We start from the raw sequence: 20720 nt of genomic DNA on the forward strand, positions 1-20720 counted from the left end.
ACGCTGTCCAAGGTCTACTCCCTGGAGGAGACCGGCCAGGCCGCGTACGACGTCCACCGCAACCTCCACCAGGGCAAGGTCGGCGTCCTCGCGCTCGCCCCCGAGGAGGGTCTGGGCGTGCGCGACCACGAGAAGCGCGCCCAGCACATCGACGGCATCAACCGCTTCCGGCCCTGAGTATCCGGGACTGGAGCCGATGAAAACCAGAGGAATTGACGTGCAAGACATAGTGGGACCCGGCCGTGCCGTCGGAATCGTGGGACTCGGGAAGGTCGGCGAAGCGTTGTTGAGCATGGTGGCCGCCATCGGGTGCCCGGTGATCGGCGTGGACCACGACCCCGATGTCATCGCCAGGGTCGAGCAACGCCTCAAGCACAAAGACATCGACGAGACCGGAGAGTCCGCTTTCCCCACCCTGACCACCGAGATCACCGCGCTGGACGACATCGGTGTCGTGGTGGAGGCGGTGGCCGAGGATCTGGCCGCCAAGCGTGACGTACTTCGCCGGCTGCGTCAGGTCTGCCCACCCGACACGGCAATCGTCACCACGGCCTCCTCGCCGCCTCTCTTCCGGCTCGCCACTGCCGCGGGGTGTCCCGACCGAATCGCCGGCCTACGACTGCTGCGCCCGCCGGCGGTCGGCAGGCACGCCGAAGTCGTACGCACCTCACTGACGTCCGACGAAGCAGTTGACGTGGCGGAACGCCTCGCGACAGCCATCGGCCTCGAATGCGTCGTTCTCGGCCGGCAAGCGAGCGATTTCGCCACTCGGCTCGTCTACCCGTTCCTCAACCGCGCTGCTGCCATGGTTGCGGAGGGTTTCGCCTCCCCCCGCGAGATCGATACCGCGATGCGGCTCGGTTGCGGACTGCCGTCCGGTCCGTTGGAGCTGATCGAAGAGCTGGGCGTGGACGAGGTCCACAGCTACCTGGAGTCTCACTGGAATCGCACCGGTGAGGAAGCCTTCCGCCCGGTGCCGCTCCTGACATCGATGCTTCGAAAGGGCATTCAGGGAAGGAAGACCGGCCAGGGCTTCCACGGTTACGACAACCAGGGTCTGCCGCGCGAGAAGACCCCCGTCGAACGGGGTCGTACGGGCTTCCCGTCAACCGGCAGGGCCATCGGTCACGTTGGCGTGTTCGGCTCCGGCACGATGGCACGCGGTATCGCGGAGGTGTGCGCCACGTCCGGGCACCGTGTCACGTTGGTGGCTCGTAACACCGACAAGGCCCGGAGCGCCGCGACGGGCATCGAGGCATCGCTGGTCAAGGCGGTGCGTCGCGGCAGGATCAACCCGGCACGAAAGAAGGAGGCGTCCGCCGCGCTCGCCACCGTCGACGACGTCTCGGCGCTCTCCGGCTGCGACCTGGTCATCGAGGCTGTCGCGGAGAGTCTCCAGACAAAGCGCGCCGTTTTCGCACAGCTCGGGGCGATGTGTCGGCCCGGTGCGATCTTGGCCACCACTACCTCCAGCCTGTCCGTGGCGGCCTGTACTGCTCCGGCCGGCCGTCCCGGGGAGACGCTCGGCCTGCACTTCTTCAACCCCGCGCCCGTGATGAAGCTGGTGGAGCTGGTGCGGACGCCGGACACGGCCGAACACGTGATGGATGTGGGCCGCGAGTTCTGTGCCGACCTCGGCAAGGTCTCCGTGGCCTGCCGCGACCGGGCCGGGTTCATCGTCAACCGCCTCCTCTTCCCCTATCTCACGGACGCGGTGCGGTTGTTGGATGACGCCGCTCTCGACATCGGGGCGCTCGACACCGCGGTGGAACGGGGATTCGGATACCCAATGGGACCGTTCACTCTGCTCGACGCCATCGGCCTGGACGTCTCCCTGGCAATCCTGGAACGTCTGCACGCCGAGTTTCCCGGGGCGGGCTGCGAACCACCAACCGTTCTCAGGGAGCTGGTCGGCGAGGGCCATCTCGGGCGCAAGGCAGGCCGGGGACTGCGCAGGGCGTGAGGTCTCGCTCAACCCCCAAGAAGTTCTGCTGAGTTCATTGCCACCGGGAGCTCTGCACGGCCCCGCACCCCCAGCTTCCGGTAGATGCGGGTCAGATGCTGCTCGACAGTACTGGGGGTGACACCAAGCTGCTCGGCGATCACCCGATTGGTGAGACCCCCTTGCGCGAGCTGAGCCACCTTGTGTTCGGCCCTGCTCAGCGTATGGAGCTCTCCGGTCACCTCCGACGGCCTCATGCCGGGCCTCGCGTCGGTGCCGGCGCTGCACAACCGGTCGTACAGCACCTGCGCCCGCTTGCGCAGCCACGGGCTGCCCGTGTCCGGCTGTGCCAGTTCCTCCTCCAGGAAGCGCGCCGCCTCGTCCCTGTCACCGAGTTCGGCGAGTGCTTCGGCGGCATAGACTCGCCAGGCCGTGAAGACGGACACCTTGAGCTTCCACGCGGCCATCAGGTCCCGGCACGCGTAGAAATCGCCGAGCGCCGCTCGGTGACGCCCCGCAGCCAGGTGAAGGCGACCGCGTGCCTGCAAGTAGTGCAGTCCGGGCAGGGACTGGAACATCAACTGGGGTACTGGGGTACGTAAGCACTCGGCCGCCGTCTTGAGGTCCCCGAGACCGACGCAGGCGAGAACCTTGGCGGAGAGCGGCAGACCGATGGCCACCCCCCAGGCCGATGGAGGCAGCAGCGTCAGGGCCTGCTCCGCGCGGTTCAGCGCGGTCGTGAAATTGCCCAGCCAGCTCTCCAGGGTCGCGCTGGCGGCCAGCAGTATCGCCTGACAGGTGGTCGTGCGCTCCGAGCAGCCCACGACCAACCGGTCGCACCAGCCCGCGGCTCGTTCGAGGCGCGCGCCGCGGATCAGCGAAATCAACGCGGCCATCGTCGGTGCCAAGAGTGGTTGATGCGGCACCTGCGCCTGCAGGAGCTGCTCAGCCGCTCCACACGCGTCGTCGGTGGGTCCCTCGGCCAGCAGCGATGCGAGCACCAGCGCTCCGTCCCACTGCGGATCCACTGACACGATGCACTGGCCCGGATCCTGCGGGGACTCCAGGGGGCCTTGTCGGTATCGCGCGCCGTAGGTGGGAAAGAAGTACGCGAACCAGACCCGCAATGCGTCCAGGCGAGCCCGTGCGTCCTGCGACAACTCCTCCCGCACGGCATCGAGGTCGGTGAGAAGAACGCTGACCTCCTGTGTCCGCCCCGACCACAACAGATACATGCCCAGCAGCAAACTGTGTTCCCGGCTCAGTAGGCCGGCCCGGTGCTCATCGAGCAGATCGGTCAGGTGCCAGCGAACTGCCCCCGGGTCCACTTCCCACTCCGCCTGCGCCAGTTCGGCCCGGACCACCGCGCGCGCCGAGCCGTCGGCGGACGCGTCGTACGCGGCTCGAAGGAAGGCGATGGCCCGTTCGGCGTCGTGCTCATGCAGTGCCTGCGCGGCTGCTTCCCGCAAGGCGATGACCGCCCAGAGCTCCTGAGCGGGCCGCGCGTGCACCAAATGGCCTGCCACTTCGCCCAGTTCGGCGTTGCTCTCGCGTAGCGCCAGCGCGGCGTTTCGATGCAGCCGCGTCCGTTCGTCGCTCGGGGTTCTGTCCAGCACCACGTCACGGGCTGCCTCCAGGTGATAGCGGAGGCCGTCGGTCAGGCCGGCTGCCTCCAGGGCATTGCGTGAACGTGCGGCTGCACTGGCGGACATCCCCAGGTGGTGCAGCAGGCGCTCCACTCGATCCGCGGTAGCCGACTCCCCAAGGACAGCGAGAGCCCGCGCGGTCCGTAACCCGTCCTCGGTCATCAGAGCGTGGACGTACTGAACGGCGAACCGGACCGCGTCGCCACCAAGTGGAGGGGGGACCGCGCCCTGGTCCGCTTCGCCCGGTGCACCGGAACCTGACCAGTCCTTCAGGAGCGCGTGCAGCAGAAGCGGGCTTCCCCCGGACGCCCGCCGCCACAGGGACACGGTCCGGTCGCAGACGCCGCTCCCCATGTGCTCGGCGAGCACTTCCTTGACACACGAAGCGCACAACGAGGCAAGGCGCAGCAGCGAGCAGCTGGGATTGCGCATGTACTCAGCGGTCAGTACCGGACTCTGCTGGGGAAGGTCGGAACTCCCGGTGAGCAGGATGAGAGCGCGCAGCGGGGCCACACGATGGATGACGTAGAGCAGGCATCGCAGGGACTCGCTGTCGATGTCGTGGACATCATCAACGGTGACGACCAGAGGTGTGCGCTCGGCGACCACGCAGACGGCGTCGTGCACCGCGGCGGCGACCTTGGTCGGCGACTCGCACACGGCCGCGATCTCGTCCATGGAGTACCCCAGACAGGACAGGAGCTGGGCGACGACGCCCAGCGGGAACGAGCGTTCCGCCGCCGATGCCGTGGCGCTCAGCACGGTCGCGCCCGCCCGTTCGGCCCGCCCTTTGACGTAGTCGACCACCCCGGTCTTCCCGACCCCAGGGGGGCCGAGAACCAGAGCGGCTTGCCCCCTACCGTCACGGGCCTCTCTAAAAAGACTGTCAAGAAGTTGTTGCGCTCGGCATCGCTCTGCCAACTCCATGACGCACATCGCTCCTTCCAGGGGGGCCTGGTTCTGGTCGCCGCGTGCACTGCTCACGCAATCAAAGCATGCCGGGCGACACCCCCCTACCCCGTTGACCCTCGCGCTGTTGATGCCCACCCACCGCGGCGACGGACGGGACTGCGGTCGGATCGGTCGCGCCCGGCCGGGGTTGTGCTGCCGGTCGAAACGGACGGTCTTCCCGTCTCATCGACGCCCTCGCCGTAGCCGGGCCCAAGGCCCTGAACGCGATGCCGGCCGCGCGGGCCCGAGCACGTGAGCACGTCTGGAACGTGGCCAAGGGCGCGGCCCCGGATGCCCGCGGACAGGTAATCGTGGACCTGGCCGCCGATCACATCATCACGGCCCACCTCGCCCTGGCCCAGCTGCCGAAGAAGTACCGGCGTGGACGCCGGACACTGATCCGCACCGACTCCGCGGGCGGCACCCAACAGTTCACCGCCTGGCACGCCCAGCAGGGAAGGGCGCTGTCGTACTGCGGAGGATGCGGCTGATCGTCCACAGGGAACGCCCCTACCCCAGAGCCCGGTTGCATCTCACCGATACCGACGGCCTCCGGCTCACCGCGTTTGCCACCAACACCACCATTCTTCCGATCGCCGCACTCGAACTACGGCACCGCCAACGGGCACGCGCCGAGGACCGGACCGTCACAAGAGATCGAGGCTAGGGGGGTCCCCCTAATCGTCAATTCTCCTGAGATCGGGGCCTCTTGCGACACGTCTGGGCATTGGCTAGCGTTCAAAGCCTGGCGGAGTCCCTCTCTTTGACAGTGCGGTATGTGCGTTACGTGCCGACGCTTCTTCAGCCGCTCTTCTCATTCCCCCCGGATGGGAACTGCCTGGGGAATGCCCGGCCCTACACCGGCTTTGTGGGCCCGGAACCCGACCGGTAACAGCGAAGGGAAGATGGAACAGTGGACGTATGGGTTACCGGTCTGGGCGCAACGCCGCTCGGTGGAGGCATGTCGAGCATGCGGGCCGCAATGCGAAGCGGCGCCAAAGGAATTGGAAATCTGGAGGACGAATGGGCCCGAGGAGAGCAGATCGCTCCCGTCGCGTCCCGGGAGGCTCGGCGGGACGCCGGCTCCCCGAAACTCCCTCTGAGTGCCTCGCGGTGGTCAGGGGCACCGGCATCGGCGGCGCCACGTCCCTGCTGGCCCAGAACCACACGTTCGAGGTCAAGGGGCCGCGGCGGGTCTCACCTCACGCCGTGCCCATGCTGATGGCCAACGGCTCTGTTGCGTGGGTCAGTACGGATCCGGGCGCACAAGGCGGCGCCCAGGCGCCGGTCAGCGCTTGCGCGGCGGGGGCCGAGGCCATCGCGCGGGGCTTGGGCGTGGCGGGACAGGTGCGCGCCATGACCCTGCCGCTGCGCGACGCGCGGATCACTGGGGAGGACGTGGGGCACGTCCATGCCCACGCGACGTCGACGACTCATGGCGACGCGTGCGGGTCCGATGCCATCGCCCAGGCCATCGGTGCGCATGCCGTGGTCACCACGACGAGATCCATGACCGGTCACATGTCGGGGCGCCCGGGGCCATGGGCGCGGCCGCGGCGAGCCCGGCGCTTCGCGACGGCGTCGTGCCCGCGACCCGCAACCTGCGGGAAGTGGATGCGCACATCGGCCTGGATGTGGTGATGGACGAGCCACGCACGGGACAGTTCCGGGTCGCATCGGCCAATTCCTTCGGCTTTTGCGGGCATAACGCCTCACTCGTCCTCGGCCGCGCCTGACATCTACGTGTTCCCTCAACTATCGAACTGTGAAAGGAAGTTGAGGAAACAGCTGGCGCCACCGTGACCGAGCGGTACTGCTTTGACTCTTCCAGTGAAGGAAGCCCATGACATCCGATATACATGAAAACAGGTGCCCCGTCCGTCTCGATGTGGACTTCTACAGAGATCCGTATTCTATCTACCGGGCGATAAAACAACGCGGAAACAAACCCACTGAAGTCGTACTCGAAACGGGTATGGCCTATCTGCCGCCGAACTTGCGGGCCTGGATGGTGACGTCCTGCGAGGATGTTGAATTCGTGCTGCGGGATGCCCGGTTCCGTAAGAGCTTCGATGAAGCAATGCCATTGTTCGCCGCGAGCGCCCGGGACGGCGGGCAGGAGCAGGACCGAAGCTCGCTGCTCTACGACAACATGGCGAACAACGACCCGCCGATCCATACCGCCCTACGCAAACCGCTCAACAGCTCCTTCACCGCGCGGGCAGTGGCTCCCAAGCGCCAGGCCATGCGGGAACTGGCCGAATCGGTCCTGGACGCCGTCGCAGGACAGGAGTCGTTCGACCTCGTCCAGGACTTCGCCTTCCCCTACTCGATCGGAGTCATCTGCGACACGCTCGGGGTTCCGCGCGAGGATCGCGAGACGTTCCACCAATGGGTACAGACGATCACCAGTGACGCGGAACCCGAGGTACTCCGGCGCGACGCGCAGCGGATGGTCGGCTACCTGCGCGGCCTCATCACACAGCGACGTGAGACGGGCACCGACGACATTCTGACACAACTCGCACTCTCGCTGAGTGAGTCGCAGGCGGTCGCCCAGGCGTACGCGCTGCTCGCCGCCGGGTACGAGACCTCGGCGAACCTGATCGTCACGGGGCTGCTGGTGCTGGAGTCGGACCCGGATCAGAAGGCGCGTGTTTGGCGAGACCGGTCGCTCGTGCCGACCGCCGTGGAAGAGATGCTGCGCCATCAGTCGCCCTTCAATCTGTCGCTGTACCGGTACGCCACCGAGTCGGTCGAGGTGGGCGGGGTGACCATCCCGGCCGGCTCCATCGTGTTCCTGGCCTTCGCCGCGGCCAACCGCGACGACGCGCGTTTCGAGGACCCCGACCGCTTCACGGTCGACAAGCCGCGCCGTGAACACCTGGCCTTCGGCGGCGGCATCCACAACTGCATCGGCAAGCACCTCGCGCGGCTGGAGGCGGAAGTCGCGTTCGACGTCCTTGTCCGACGCTGTCCAGAACTCTCCGTCCGCACGAAGCCCCAGCACATGGAGTGGAAGGCCAGCCCCACCTTCCGGGGACTCAGGAATCTCGTCGTTGCCCCCGGACCGCAGCGATCCCGCTCTGGCGCGGAAGAAGCAGGTGGAGCAGCCTCATGACCGCACGGACACAGCAGCCGCAACCGGCACCGGGATACGCGGAACCAGGCGCAGCCCCTATGGCCGTCATCGGTTTGTCGTGCCGCTTTCCCGGCGCCTCCGATCCGGGCGAGTTCTGGCGCAACCTCATGTCCGCGGCGGACAGCGTGGGCAGCGCTCCGCCCGGTCGTTGGGAGGAACGTGTCGGGCCCGCGCCCGCCGAACCCCGCACTCCCATACGGCATGGCGGCTTCATCGAGGGTATCGACGAGTTCGACGCCAGGTTCTTCGGGATCGTCCGACGCGAGGCCGAGCACATGGATCCGCAGCAGCGGCTCCTGCTCGAGCTCGCATGGCAGGCATTGGAGGACGCAGCCGTCCCCGCACACAACCTGCGCGCGACGCGCTGGGGTGTCTATGTGGGGGCGTGCGCCGACGACTTCAAGACGCAGTACTTCGCCTCCGGGCGCCTCGACAGGTTCGGGCACATGGGCTCAAGCCGCTCGCTGCTGGCGGGGCGCATCTCCCATCACCTCGGTCTGCGCGGCCCCAGTGAAGTCATCGACACCGGTCAGTCGTCCTCCCTGTGCGCTCTGCACCGGGCGGTCGCGAGCCTGCGGCTGGGTGAATGCGATGCCGCGCTCGTCGCCGGTGTCAACCTCAACCTACTGCCGGATGTGACCGACCAGATTCAACTGTGGGGCGGCCTGTCCCCTGACGGCCGCTGTCGCGCCTTCGACGAGCACGCCAACGGATACGTCCGTGCCGAAGGTGGTGGCGTCGTCGTGCTCAAGCCGCTCAAGGCTGCCGTGCGCGACGGTGACCACGTCTACTGCGTGGTGCGCGGCAGTGCCACCAACAACGACGGAGGCAGAGCCGGTCTCGGTGTCCCCAGCCCGGACGCCCAGCGCGAGGTGATCGAAGCCGCCCACCGCGCCGCGGGGGTCACGGGTGCGTCGGTCGGCTACGTCGAACTGCACGGCACGGGCACACCCGTGGGTGACCCGGTCGAGGCCGAGGCCCTCGGCGAGGCCATCGGAAGGCGGCGCTCGCGGACCGCGCCGTTGCTCGTGGGCTCGGTCAAGTCGAACATCGGGCACTTGGAGTCGGCGGCGGGCATCGCCGGATTGATCAAGGCGTGCCTGGTACTGCATCACGGGAAGCTGCCACCGACCCTGCACCATCACCGCAGCCCCGAGGACCTGCCGTTGGCGGACCTCAACCTTCGAGTCGTCGGCGCGGACCGGGAAGAGAGCCTGGGCACCGACGAAGTGGTCGGGGTCAGCTCGTTCGGCATGGGCGGCACCAACGTTCATGTCGTCCTGGCGAGTTCGCCCGGCGCAACGGATCCGTCCGGTCGACTCGTGTCCCCGACTCCGTCCGAGTGCGCTGCCCTGGACACCGTGTGGTGTCTCTCGGGTCGCACCCGCGAAGCGGTCCGCTCGCTGGCCCGCGCCTTCCTCGAACACTCCTTCCCCATGGAGCGCTGCACCGTGAGCGATGTGGCGTGGTCCCTCGCCCAGCGCGACGAGGGCGAGCACCGGGTCGCGGTGGTCGGCGGTTGCTGGGACCAGATGCGCGACGGATTGCTCAAGATCGTGGCAGGCCACGACCTGGCCATACCGGCGGACTGGCTGCACAACGGAGGAGCGGAACGAACTGCTTGGGTCGCCGTCGCCGGTACGTACGCCACCCACGGAGACATTGCCAAGGTCGCGGATCGATTGGGAACAGGACTGCACAAGGTGCCTGGCCTGCCCACGTACCCCTTCGAACGCGACACCTTCCACGGACCCACTCCGCCCCGCTCCGTTGCCCCAACCCCCGAGCCGACCCCTGCGGTCCCGGAAGAGGCTCTCACAGGCTCTCTGCTCGACGGCCGGGAGCAGACTGCCGATCCTTCGGAACGGCTCTGGCTCATCCGGTCGTTCCTGGAGCGCGAATTACTCGACCTTCTGGGCGAAACAGGCGACGAGTGCCTACGCGTGGATCCCGACAGCACGTTCAAGGACCTGGGCGTCGACTCCATGTCCCTGCTTGAGCTCCAGGACCGTCTCGCGGCCGCCACCGCAGTGGAACTCCCGGAGTCCGCGCTCTTCGACCACCCGACGATCAACGACCTCGCGGCACACCTGGACACCGAACTGGAGGCACTCCGTGGCTGAGAAGACAACGGAGCCCGAAGACATAGCCGTCGTAGGTATGGCCTGCCGCTACCCCGGCGGCATGAACACCCCGGAGCGTCTGTGGGCCCTGGTCGACGAGGGCCGGGACGCCATCACCGACTTTCCCGACAACCGCGAGTGGCACACCGAGGCGCTCTACGACCCGAGCTTTGTGCGGCAGGGCGGGTTCCTCCACGACGCTGACCTCTTCGACGCCGACTTCTTCGGGATCAGGCACGCTGAGGCGATCTCCATGGACCCGCAGCAGCGGGTGCTCCTGCAGGTCGCCTGGGAGGCGATCGAGCGGTCGGGCATCGTCCCGTCGAGCCTCAAGGGTTCACAGACCGGCGTATTCGTCGGGCTGATGCCGAACGAGTACGGGATGCCGCTGTGGAAGTGGCAGGACGAGACGGCCGGTTTCATGGGTACCGGCACCTCACCGAGCGTGGCGTCCGGGCGGATCGCCTACCTCCTGGGCCTGGAAGGTCCTGCCCTGACCATCGACACCGCCTGTTCGTCGTCCGGCGTGGCGATTCACACCGCCGTCCGGTCCTTGCGCAGCGGCGAGACGGACCTGGCGCTCGCGGGCGGCTGCACCGTGCTCACGGGCCCCGGTATGTTCGTGGACTACGCGAAGAAGGGCGCCCTCTCGCCGGACGGACGCTGCCGTACCTTCTCCGACACCGCCAACGGAACCGTCTGGGCCGAAGGCGCGGGCGTCCTCGTCCTTGAACGCCTCTCGGTGGCCCGGCGCAATCATCGCCGCATCCTCGGCGTCATCAAGGGAACCGCCGTCAATCAGGACGGCGCGAGCAACGGCCTCACCGCACCGAGCGGCAAGGCTCAGGTCAAGGTGATCCAGCGGGCGCTCGCCGACGCCCGGCTCGCGCCCGGCAAGGTCCAGCTCGTGGAGGCGCACGGTACGGCCACCAAGCTCGGCGATCCCATCGAGGCCAACGCCATTCAGGCCACCTACGGAGCGGACCGCGGCGACGAACCCGTGTGGATCGGCTCCTTCAAGTCGAACATCGGCCACTCCATGGCCGCGGCAGGAGTCGGCGGTGTCATCAAGTGCCTGAGCGCGATGCGCGCCGGCACCATGCCCAAGACACTGCACGTCGAGGACCTCAACTCCCACGTGGACTGGTCCTCGTCGGTGAACGTCCTGCGGGAGAGCAGGCCCTGGCCCACGGCACAGGACGGCGTACGTCGGTGCGCCGTCTCCTCGTTCGGTGTCAGTGGCACCAACTCTCATGTGATTCTGGAGAGTTGGAAGGAGGAGTCGACGGTCTCCGCGATCCCGGCGGACGCCCCCGACGCCACGCACGCCCTCACCCTCTCTGCCAAGACGCCGGCGGCTCTGCGTTCTCATGCCGCGAGGGTGGCCGAACACCTCACCTCCGGGACCTCCTCCGTGGCGGCAACCGCCGAGGCGCTCGCAACACAGCGTGAGCACTATGCCCACCGCGCCGTCGCCATCGAAGGAGGACGGGAGCACCTGGCCGCCGCGCTCCAGGCGTTCGCCGACAACACCGACTCCACAGCGGTCGTCCACGACGAGGCACGGCGCATTCGACGCCCGGTCTTCGTGTTCCCCGGGCAAGGGTCCCAGTGGGATGCCATGGCCGTGCGGCTCCTCAAGGACTCCGAGGTCTTCCGGCTGAGGATCGAGGAGGTCGCAGGAGCCTTCAAGCCCTACCTCGACTACGACTTGCTGGCGTTGCTGGCCGGCAAGGACCAGGAGACGGACCGGGAGCGCACGGACGTCGTCCAGCCCCTCATCTTCGCCATGATGCTGGGCCTCGCGTCGATGTGGGGGCTCGCCGGTATCCGGCCCGCCGCAGTGATCGGACATTCTCAGGGCGAGGTCGCCGCCGCGTGCCTCGCCGGTGCTCTGAGTCTCGATGAGGCGGCCCGTGTGGTCGCCTGCCGCAGCCGCGTTCTGGAGCACGAGGGACGCGGCGGCATGGTGGCCGTGGCGCTCGGCGTCGAGGAGGCGGTGACCGCCACACGCGAGGCGAGCGCGCATCTCACCGTCGCGGCGACCAACGGCCCCGCTTTCACCGTGTTGTCCGGTGACGACGAACCCGGCATCCGGCGTCTGCTGGACCAGTGCGAGGACCAGGGCGTGTACGCCCGCCGGGTCCCGGCCAAGTGCGCCTCCCATTCGCCCGTCATGGCCGAACTCGAAGGCCGGATCATGGCAGGACTCGACGGCCTCCAGGCTTCCACGGAGGACGTGACCTTCTTCTCCACGGTCGAAGGCGACCGCGTACCGGGACAGGACCTGACCGCCGCGTACTGGTATCGGAACCTGCGCGAGCAGGTCCGGTTCGCCGAGACCGTCACGGCCATGGTGTCGCACGGCTACGACGCCTTCATCGAGATCAGCCCGCATCCAGTGCTCCTCACCTCGCTGCGTCAGATTCTGGAACAGGCCGACAGCGACGCCCCGGTGTGCGCGACCCTCCGCCGGGACCAGGGTTCGTACGAGCGGTTCCTGACAGCTGCCGCCGAGGCCTACGTAAAGGGACACGACGTCGACTGGGCTGCCCTGCACACCGGTGCGTGGTCCGGGAGGCCGGCTCCGGACGGCCTCCCCACCTACCCGTTCGAAGGACGCCGGTTCTGGCTTCCGACACAGATGGAGACCACGGCCGTCTCGGTGTCCGCCGCCGTTCGGCCGAGCGCGAGCAGGACGCGGATCGCAGCCGGCGGCCACCCGTTCCTGACTTCCATGGTCGAGACGGTCGACGGCACCATGGTGATGAGCGGGGGCCTGTCCATCCGAAGCCACCCGTGGTTGATGGATCACCGGGTCGAGGACACGCCTCTGCTGCCCGGCACCGCCTTCGCGGAGCTGCTGCTGTCGGCGGGGCGCGAAGTCGACTGCCCCGCCCTCGACGAGATGGTGCTCCGGGATCCACTGCTCCTGCCGGTGGACGGGACTCAGGTCGATGTACAGGTGACCGTGCGACGCGCCGACGCGCAGGGGAAACGGGCCGTGGCGGTGTACTCGCGCTCGTCGGCCGACGCCGAGTGGCGCCATCACACGGAGGGCTTGGTATCCCCCGAAACCCGTCCGCCGGCTCCCGCCGGTCCCACGACCGAGCCCGGTGCCGGACGCCTGGAAGCCGACGCGCTGTACTCGCAGCTGCGCGAGATGGGGTACGGCTATGGCGACGCGTTCCAAGGCGTACGCGGTGGAGAGCACGGCGACGGCTGGGCCCGCTCCCGGGTGGTCCTGCCGGACAGCGCTCGCATCAACCACAGCGGCTTCGCGCTGCACCCGGCGCTGTCCGACGCGGCACTGCACGCCGCCGTGGCCTGCGGCCTGATCGAAACGTCGGCGGCAGGGGACATCGCCGTCCCCTTCGTGTTCAACGGCGTGCGTGTCGGTGACTCCGTTGATGCCGACCGGTGCTGGGCCGTTGCCCGCCGAGTGGCTCCCGACGCAATCGCCCTCACCCTGGCCGACGACGACGGACACGTGCTGCTGAGTGTCGACCGCATGGTGGTCCGGGGCCTTGAGCGCCCCGCTCAGCAACCGGCGCACGAGGAGGCCACGCTCTACACGACCGACTGGGCGGAGGCCGGGAGCGAACTCGGCGTGGAACGCCGCCTGTGCGTCGTGGGCGCTGACGGGCCGCTCGCCTCGTCCCTGCGCGACACCGCCCGCGGCGGGATAACAGTGGCCACGCTCGACGAAGCCATCATGATCGTCAGGGCTCTGCCCGGAGACTGGCAGGTCATCCTCTCCACCCCGTCGACCGGCCCCGGGACCGTGACCGCGGCTCACGTCCATGACACGGCAGCGTGGGCGCTGGAGGCCGTCCAGCAGTGGATGCTCGTCGAGGACCTCTCTGAGCGTGCCCTTCTCACGTTCGTCACCCGGAACGCGGTGGCCGTCCCCGGCGATGAGGCGTACGACCTGGCCGCGAGCGCTCTTTGGGGGATGGTGCGCACCGCGCAGACCGAGAACCCCGGTCATATCCGCGTCATCGACGTCGACGACGCCGCAGTCGCCGAACCGGTTCCGATCGAGGCGGCGTTGCGACGTTCCGAGGCCCAGCTGGCCGTGCGCGCCGGCTGTGTGCTGCGCCCACATCTGTGGCCCCAGGCTCCCGTCATCGCCCCGTTCCCGGACTGCGGCGACGACACCGTCGTGATCACCGGCGGCACCGGCACGATCGGCCGTGCCCTGGCCCGCCACCTCGTCACCCACAAGTCCGTGCGGTCCGTGGCGCTGCTCAGCCGCAGCGGCCGGCAGGCGCCCGGTATCATGGCCCTCACCTCCGACTTGGAGCGTCTGGGCGCCTCGGTTCGCGTGCTCGAGGCCGATACGACCGACGCGGAGCGCCTGCGCACGGCCCTGGACCAGCTGCGCTCGGAGCGTCCGCTGGCAGGCGTTGTCCATGCCGCGGGCCTCCTCGACGACGCCATCGTTCCGAACATGACGCCCGAGCAGCTGCACCGTGTCCTGGCGAGCAAGGTCGACTCGGCGCTCAACATGGACGCCGCGACGCGTGAGGACGACCTTCGCTTCTTCACCGTCTTCTCCTCCCTGTACGGCGTGCTCGGCGGCCCCGGGCAGGCCAACTACGCTGCCGCGAACACCTTCTTGGACCACTTCGCACACTGGCGCCGGGCACAGGGCCGGCCGGCCAACTCCGTCGCCTGGGGGCTGTGGGACGAGGCGACGGGTATGACGGGGCACCTCGACGAGGCAGATCTGCTGCGACTGCGGCGCAACGGGGTGGCGCCGTTCACGGTGCCGGAGGGACTTGCCCTGTTCGATACCGCACTCAGCAGCGGCACCACCGCCGTGATCGCGGCGCGTCTCGCGGTGTCCGATGCGACCGAAGACGCAACGACGGACGGCCCGTTCCTGTTCTCCCGCCTCGCAGGGCGCGGGGTGGACCGGACCGAGAAGGTGCGGACACCTGCACCCACTGTCGCCGCTGCCCCGCCCGTCCCGGCTCCGCGGCTGGAGATGCAGGAGACACCTCCCGCTCCCGCTCAGCAACACGCCGAGGCCGACCGGCCCGCCCGTCGACAGGAGCCGGCCACAGTCCTCGACCTCCTGAACTCGACGGACGCATCCCACGACCAACGCGTTGCCGGCCTGCTCACGGTGGTCAAGGAGAGCGTGGCCGAACTGCTCGGCACCGAGCCCCGGCGCGTGGACGCCCAGCAGTCCTTCTACGAGATGGGCTTCGACTCCCTCACCTCCATGGAGCTGCGCGTCCGCCTCGGCCGCAAACTCGACATCCGGCTGGGCGCCACCGTGGTCTTCGACCACCCGACTCCGGAGGCACTCGCCTCACACGTCGTGGATCTGTTCCTGCCCGATGAGGGGCAGGAGTCGGACGAGTCCGAGGAGCCCGGCCCAGGCCAGGACACTGAGCCAAGCTCCGTTCCAGCCCCGGTTGCCGCACCCGCGAGGCAGAAGGCGCAAGGGGGCACGGACGCCGACGAGCTGAGGGCGGACGAGCCCTCCATGCCCGACTCCGCTCCGTTTCCCCTGACCAGACTGCAGGAGGCGTATCTCGCGGGGCGCGCCGGCGACTTCGAACTGGGCAACGTCTCCACGTACTTGTATGTGGAGGTCGACCTGACCGGCTTCGACGTGGCGGCGGCCGAGCACGCGTTCGACCGGCTCGTACGGCGCCACCCGATGCTGCGGGCCGTCTTCGACCCGGAGGCCGGGAGCCAGCGGGTGCTCGGCAGCGCGCCGCGCGTATCGATCCCCATCGAGAACCTGACCCGGCTCACGGAGGGCGAGCGCGACGAGCGGCTCGCCGCGATACATGCAGAGCTGAAGGCCAAGGAGTTCGACGTCACCAGCTGGCCCCTGTTCATGGTTCGCGCCACGGCCATCAGCTCGACTGTGACGCGACTGCACTTCGGCATCGACGTACTCGTCTCGGACGGCAGCAGCACCTCCGTCCTCTTCAAGGAGTGGGCGCAGCTCTACGACGCCCCGGACTTGGAACTCCCGGAACTCCGGTCCGGGTTCGACGAGTTCACGCTCAAGATCCGCGAGCAGGCTTCGACGGCGGAGAGCGACCAGAGCAGGTCGTACTGGAGCGGTCGGCTCCAGAGCCTGCCCCCCGCGCCGGAACTGCCACTCGCAGTCCGCCTTGCCGATGTGCCGCGCCCCGTGTTCACCAACCGCTTCATGCGCGTCGACGCACCGGAGTGGGAACAGTTCAAGCGCAATGCCGCGGCAGCCGGTCTGACGGCGTCGGGTGCTGTGCTGGGGGCGTACTGTCACGTGCTTGCTGCCTGGTCCAAGACACCGGACTTCACGATCACATGCCTCGTGTCGCAACGGGACGCGACAGCCGGTGTGGACACATCGAATGTCATAGGCAACTTCTCCTCCACAAGTCTGCTCGAAGTGCGGATCGACCAGGCCGATCCGTTCCGGGACACGGCCCGCCGGATCCAGCGGCAGCTGATGCAGGACATGGAACACACCGTCTATTCCGGCCTCGACGTGCTCAGGGACCTCGGCCGCATGGACGCGAGCGCGGGGCGGGCGCGCGTGCCGGTGGTCTTCAACAGCACTGTCGGTGGGGCCGCTGCGGACGGGCAGGAGGCAGGGCCGGTGGGTTGGCTGTGCAGGATGGGCGAGACCGGCACGCCGGTATGGAGCGGGGTCCGCACCCCGCAAGTCATCCTTGACCACACAGCGTTCGAGGAGAACGGCGGTCTGATCCTCAACTGGGATGTGGTGGAGGAAGTGTTCCCGGAGGGCGTCGTGGACTCCATGTTCACGGCATACGAAAGGCTGATTCGTGAACTCTGTCGCTAACTCCGCCTGGCTCGTACCCGCCTGGGCGAACGACCCCGGGCCGGCCCCCGGCGCCGGCAGGCTCCAGCGCACTCCAGAGCCCGGGTTCCCCTCGGACCACACCCTCCATTCCCGTTTTGTCGAACGAGCCGCGCGTACTCCCGATGCTGTCGCCGTGATCTCACGGGACCGGCGGCTCAGCTATGCCGACGTCGACGCGGAATCGGCTCGTGTGGCCTCTCTCCTGGCAGAGCATGGCACCACCACAGGAACGCTGGTCGGCGTGGTGACGGACAAGGGCTGGGAGCAGGTGGTCGGCAGCATGGGCGTGTTGCGGTCGGGAGGCGCGTACGTCCCCATCGACCCGCACTGGCCGGCCCAGCGCCTCGCCGCGGTGATCGCCGCCGCGGGGCTGGACACGATCCTCACCCAGCCCGCGCTGCGCAGCACTGTCGACTGGCCCGATGGCCTCACGGTGCTGGACGTCGAGGCGCCCGGCCCGTTCGAGAACACCGCGGTCCACACGGCGCCGGACGTTCCGGTGACACCTCGTGACGTCGCGTACGTGATCTACACCTCCGGCTCCACGGGCGTCCCCAAAGGTGTGGTGATCGAGCACGGACCGGCGGTCAACACGATCCTGGACGTCAATGACGAGTTGTCGCTCACCGCGGACGACCGCGTCCTCGGCCTCTCGGCTCTCAACTTCGACCTGTCGGTCTACGACATCTTCGCCCCCCTCTCCGTCGGTGGCGCAGTCGTCCTGCCCGGTCCCGAAGACGCACGCGAACCCGCCAACTGGCTTGCCCTGATGGCCGAGGGGAACGTCACGGTGTGGAACAGCGTTCCCGCGCTGATGGCCATGCTGTGCGAGCACCTGACGTCGTCAAAGGACACAGATCCCCGGTCCCCGGACGCTCCGTCCTCGCTGCGCGCCGTCCTCATGAGCGGGGACTGGATTCCCGTGGTCCTGCCCGTCGAGATCCGGCGGTTCTTCCCTTGGGCGGCGCTGTGGAGCCTCGGGGGTGCGACCGAGGCGTCGATCTGGTCGATCCGGCATCGGATCGTGCCCGAGGATGCGACGTTGCCGTCGATCCCCTACGGCACGTCCATGCGGAACCAGAAGGTCTTTGTGGCGGACACGCTCCTCCGGCCACGCCCCACTTGGGTCGTAGGTGAAGTCTGCATCGCCGGCGCCGGCCTGGCCCGTGGATACCTCGGCGACACGGAGAAGACTGCGAGGAGTTTCACCGTCTCACCGCTCACCGGAGAACGCGTGTATCGGACAGGTGACTGGGGACGTCTCCTGCCCAACGGCGAGATCGAGTTCCTCGGCCGCGACGACATGCAGGTCAAGGTCGGCGGCTACCGGATCGAGCTGGGCGATGTGGAAGCCGCGCTGCTGCGATGCCCGGAGGTCGCGGGCGCTGTCGTCACGGCCCCGGGCGACCGGAGCCGTAAGCGACTCGTGGCGCACGTCGTGCTGGAGGCGGGTGCCAGGCGAACGGGCGCGGACGTCAGGAAGGCCGCAGAAGAATTCCTGCCGCCGTACATGCTTCCGGCACTTGTGACCGTCTGGGACGCACTGCCCCTGACGGCGAACGGGAAGGTGGACCGCGCCTCACTGGCCCGGCACGAGGGAGAACTGGATGCGGAGGACGAGAACGCTCGCCCCGCCACCGAGGAGGAACAGGCCCTGCTCTCCCTGTGGAAGGGCTTCTTCGAAACGTCCTCGCTCTCCGTCCTGGACAACTTCTTCGAACTGGGCGGAGACTCTTTACGGGCCGTACGTCTGATGGCAGTGGTGAGGAAGGAACTGGACGTCTCATTGCCCGTTTCGGCACTCTTCTCCGCACCAACGATCCGGTCACTGGCGGACCGCGTACAAGAGTCGCGCGGCCGCGAAACTGCATTAAGTGTCCGGCCGGGGCGGTGATGCGCTGCACGGGCTCTTCCCGGGCAGGAGCACGTGGCGGGAGGCGGCCGACGAGAGGGCACCCGGCAGTATCGCGGTGCGGGCACTGGTCCGGTCGGCGGGCTTCTGCGCCAGTATGACGCTGTCCTCGCCCATGCTGCCCGCCGTGCCCTCGTCGGGAAGCCCGGTACGGCGGCGACCAGAGTGAGGACTCGCACTCTCCTTGTTGCCGACGGATGTCCAGCGGTGATCACGCCGTAGTGCGTGGTCGTGCTGTCGTGACCGGCCTGATGGTCAGGCCGGTCTGAGCAACGAGACGGCATCACGGGTGGGCGGCAAGCGGGCCCGAGGGGGCCATGACGCCCGGCGTGGCGGTCAGGGTCCTGTCGTCACTTGGTGAAGACGAGACTGACGTTGTGTCCGCCGAACCCGAAGGAGTTGGCCAGCGCAGCGGACCACTGGCCGGTGCGCCGCTCACCGCGTACCACGTCCAGTTCCACGCGCGGGTCGAGTTCGTCGAGGTTGCGTGTGGCCGGCACCATGCCGTCCTTGAGCGCGAAGAGAGCGGCCATGGCGCCGACCGTTCCGGACGCGCCCATCATGTGGCCGGTCATCGACTTCGTGGCGGTCACCGCGGCGTGGCTGCCGATCACTCGGCCGATCGCCTCGGCCTCCGCCAGGTCACCGGACTCCGTCGAGGTGGCGTGGGCGTGCACGACCCCGATGTCCGCCGGGGTCAGGCCGGCGTCGCGCAGCGCCAGTTCCATGGCGAAGGCCTGGCCTTCCGCGTCGGAGGCCGTGATGTGGTTCGCGCTCGAACTCACGGCGCTGCCGGCCAGCGTGCCGTAGGTACGTGCTCCCCGGGTCCGGGCGAACTCGGCGCGTTCGAGCACCATCATTCCCGCGCCTTCGCCCATGACGAACCCGGACCGCTTGGCGTCGAAGGGGCGGGACACGGTCTCCGGGTCCACGGACTGCGTCGACAGGGCCTTCATCTGGGCGAATGCCGCGATGGTGAAGGGGTGCAGGCAGGCCTCCACCCCGCCTGCGACGACCACGTCCGCCCGCCCGCTGCGGATCAGATCCTGTCCCAGGGCGAGGGCCTCCGCCCCGGACGCGCAGGCACTCACCAGCGTCCTGGCGCCTGCTTTCGCGCCCAGGTCCATGCTCACCCAGGCGGCCGGCCCGTTGGGCATCAGCATGGGGACCGCGTACGGCGAGAGCCGGCGGATCCCGGCGCGTTCGAAGATGTCGTCCTGCCCCAGCGTGGTGAGGACACCACCGGTCCCCGTACCGATGACGACGGCAAGTCGTTCCGGCTCGACCTGCGGAGCACCGGCGTCCTGCCAGGCCTCGCGCGCACTGAGCAGGGCGACCTGCTCACCGCGGTCCAGCTTCCTGGCCTCGGTCCTCGGAAGCAGCGAGGCAGGGTCCACCGTGAGCCCGGCCGCAACGTGCACGGGCAGGTCCGCGGCCCACTCCTCCTCCAGGAAACGCACCCCCGACTTGCCGTCCAGCAGCCCCCACCACGACGACGGCGCATCGGCTCCCAGTGGCGTCATCGCACCGACGCCCGTCACCAGCACACGACCGTTACGGGTCACACGAGCCTCCTTGAATTGTGTAGACCACATAGTTCATGACTTGCCCTCATGGGGATCATGCCAGCGTCCAGAAGGGAAATCAGGCTAGGAGTCGACCGATTCGAAAGCGGGAATTTGTGCCATTCCAACAATTACTTGGGTTGGACTCGTGGAGTCGCGCCGTCGCTCAGGTGGGTCTGATGGTCCGGCCCGTCCCGGCGAGGCAGCCGTCCATGAGGTCGCTGTGGTACTGGATGTGCCGCAGGCCGCGTCCGAAGCGCTGGACGAGGTGTTCGGGAGTGCCGAAGGCGACGTTGGAGTGCCGGCCGCGTCGCAGGAGCGACCGGATTTCTTCGACGGGGTCGAGGTCGGGTGCGCGGGGCGGGAGGTGGCAGATGGTCGGTCGGTCCCGGGCGGCAGCGAACCCCCGCAGGCCGGCAGCCTTGTGAACGTCGAGGTTGTCCCGGATGGGCGCGATCGGGCCGCCGAGTTGCTGATGTGCGGCGATCGGCAGGTCCCGGTGGTCGCGCCAGGAGAAGCTCTCACGGCGGTCGACCCGCCATCCTGTGGATGCCGCATGCCCCGGCGATACCGCAGAGAGGTGCAGCCCGTCAGCCCC

General features: G+C 68.4%; 9 protein-coding genes and 3 pseudogenes. 9 read left to right on the forward strand and 3 right to left on the reverse strand.

Going from position 1 to position 20720, the window contains the following annotated elements:
• Together ACFV8T_RS42150 and ACFV8T_RS42155 are read left to right on the forward strand one after the other, a co-directional pair.
• A pseudogene (locus ACFV8T_RS42150) lies at positions 1–177 on the forward strand (crotonyl-CoA carboxylase/reductase); the annotation flags it as partial.
• A 40-nt stretch (positions 178–217) separates the two neighbouring features.
• Positions 218–1963 carry a 3-hydroxyacyl-CoA dehydrogenase family protein gene (locus ACFV8T_RS42155; protein WP_385338331.1) on the forward strand — a complete coding sequence of 582 codons (1746 nt, stop codon included), beginning with the start codon at positions 218–220 and terminating at the stop codon, positions 1961–1963.
• A gap of 8 nt (positions 1964–1971) precedes the next feature.
• On the opposite strand, the gene ACFV8T_RS42160 is transcribed toward ACFV8T_RS42155, so the two are convergent.
• The gene (locus ACFV8T_RS42160) at positions 1972–4524 is read right to left on the reverse strand and encodes an AAA family ATPase (protein ID WP_385338371.1); all 2553 of its coding nucleotides are present in this window, start codon (positions 4522–4524) and stop codon (positions 1972–1974) included.
• Positions 4525–4715: 191 nt separating this feature from the next.
• Here ACFV8T_RS42160 and ACFV8T_RS42165 point away from each other — a divergent pair.
• The 7 genes and pseudogenes from ACFV8T_RS42165 to ACFV8T_RS42195 all read left to right on the forward strand — a co-directional run.
• Positions 4716–5182: pseudogene (locus tag ACFV8T_RS42165) on the forward strand (IS1380 family transposase); the annotation flags it as partial.
• Positions 5183–5562: 380 nt separating this feature from the next.
• Positions 5563–6009: pseudogene (locus ACFV8T_RS42170) on the forward strand (beta-ketoacyl synthase N-terminal-like domain-containing protein); the annotation flags it as partial.
• Positions 6010–6080: 71 nt separating this feature from the next.
• The gene (locus tag ACFV8T_RS42175; protein ID WP_385338376.1) at positions 6081–6275 is read left to right on the forward strand and encodes a hypothetical protein; all 195 of its coding nucleotides are present in this window, start codon (positions 6081–6083) and stop codon (positions 6273–6275) included.
• A gap of 107 nt (positions 6276–6382) precedes the next feature.
• Positions 6383–7660, forward strand: coding sequence for a cytochrome P450 (locus ACFV8T_RS42180; protein WP_385338334.1), 1278 nt, complete (start codon positions 6383–6385; stop codon positions 7658–7660).
• Positions 7657–9804: a beta-ketoacyl synthase N-terminal-like domain-containing protein gene (locus ACFV8T_RS42185; protein WP_385338337.1), complete on the forward strand. Its 2148-nt coding sequence runs from the start codon at positions 7657–7659 to the stop codon at positions 9802–9804. Before ACFV8T_RS42180 ends, ACFV8T_RS42185 begins: the two co-directional genes overlap by 4 nt.
• Positions 9797–16624: an SDR family NAD(P)-dependent oxidoreductase gene (locus ACFV8T_RS42190; protein ID WP_385338339.1), complete on the forward strand. Its 6828-nt coding sequence runs from the start codon at positions 9797–9799 to the stop codon at positions 16622–16624. Before ACFV8T_RS42185 ends, ACFV8T_RS42190 begins: the two co-directional genes overlap by 8 nt.
• Positions 16608–18539 carry an amino acid adenylation domain-containing protein gene (locus ACFV8T_RS42195; RefSeq protein ID WP_385338342.1) on the forward strand — a complete coding sequence of 644 codons (1932 nt, stop codon included), beginning with the start codon at positions 16608–16610 and terminating at the stop codon, positions 18537–18539. The genes ACFV8T_RS42190 and ACFV8T_RS42195 overlap by 17 nt, the downstream gene beginning before the upstream one ends.
• A 368-nt stretch (positions 18540–18907) precedes the next feature.
• On the opposite strand, the gene ACFV8T_RS42200 is transcribed toward ACFV8T_RS42195, so the two are convergent.
• Together ACFV8T_RS42200 and ACFV8T_RS42205 are read right to left on the reverse strand one after the other, a co-directional pair.
• The gene (locus ACFV8T_RS42200; protein WP_385338345.1) at positions 18908–20122 is read right to left on the reverse strand and encodes a beta-ketoacyl-[acyl-carrier-protein] synthase family protein; all 1215 of its coding nucleotides are present in this window, start codon (positions 20120–20122) and stop codon (positions 18908–18910) included.
• Positions 20123–20288: 166 nt separating this feature from the next.
• A complete protein-coding gene (locus tag ACFV8T_RS42205; protein WP_385338373.1) occupies positions 20289–20708 on the reverse strand; it encodes an IS630 family transposase in 420 nt (139 codons plus the stop codon).
• Between the last annotated feature and the right edge of the window lie 12 nt (positions 20709–20720).

It is taken from the genome of Streptomyces sp. NPDC059832 (genome assembly GCF_042731715.1).
Classification (GTDB): Bacteria; Actinomycetota; Actinomycetes; order Streptomycetales; family Streptomycetaceae; genus Streptomyces.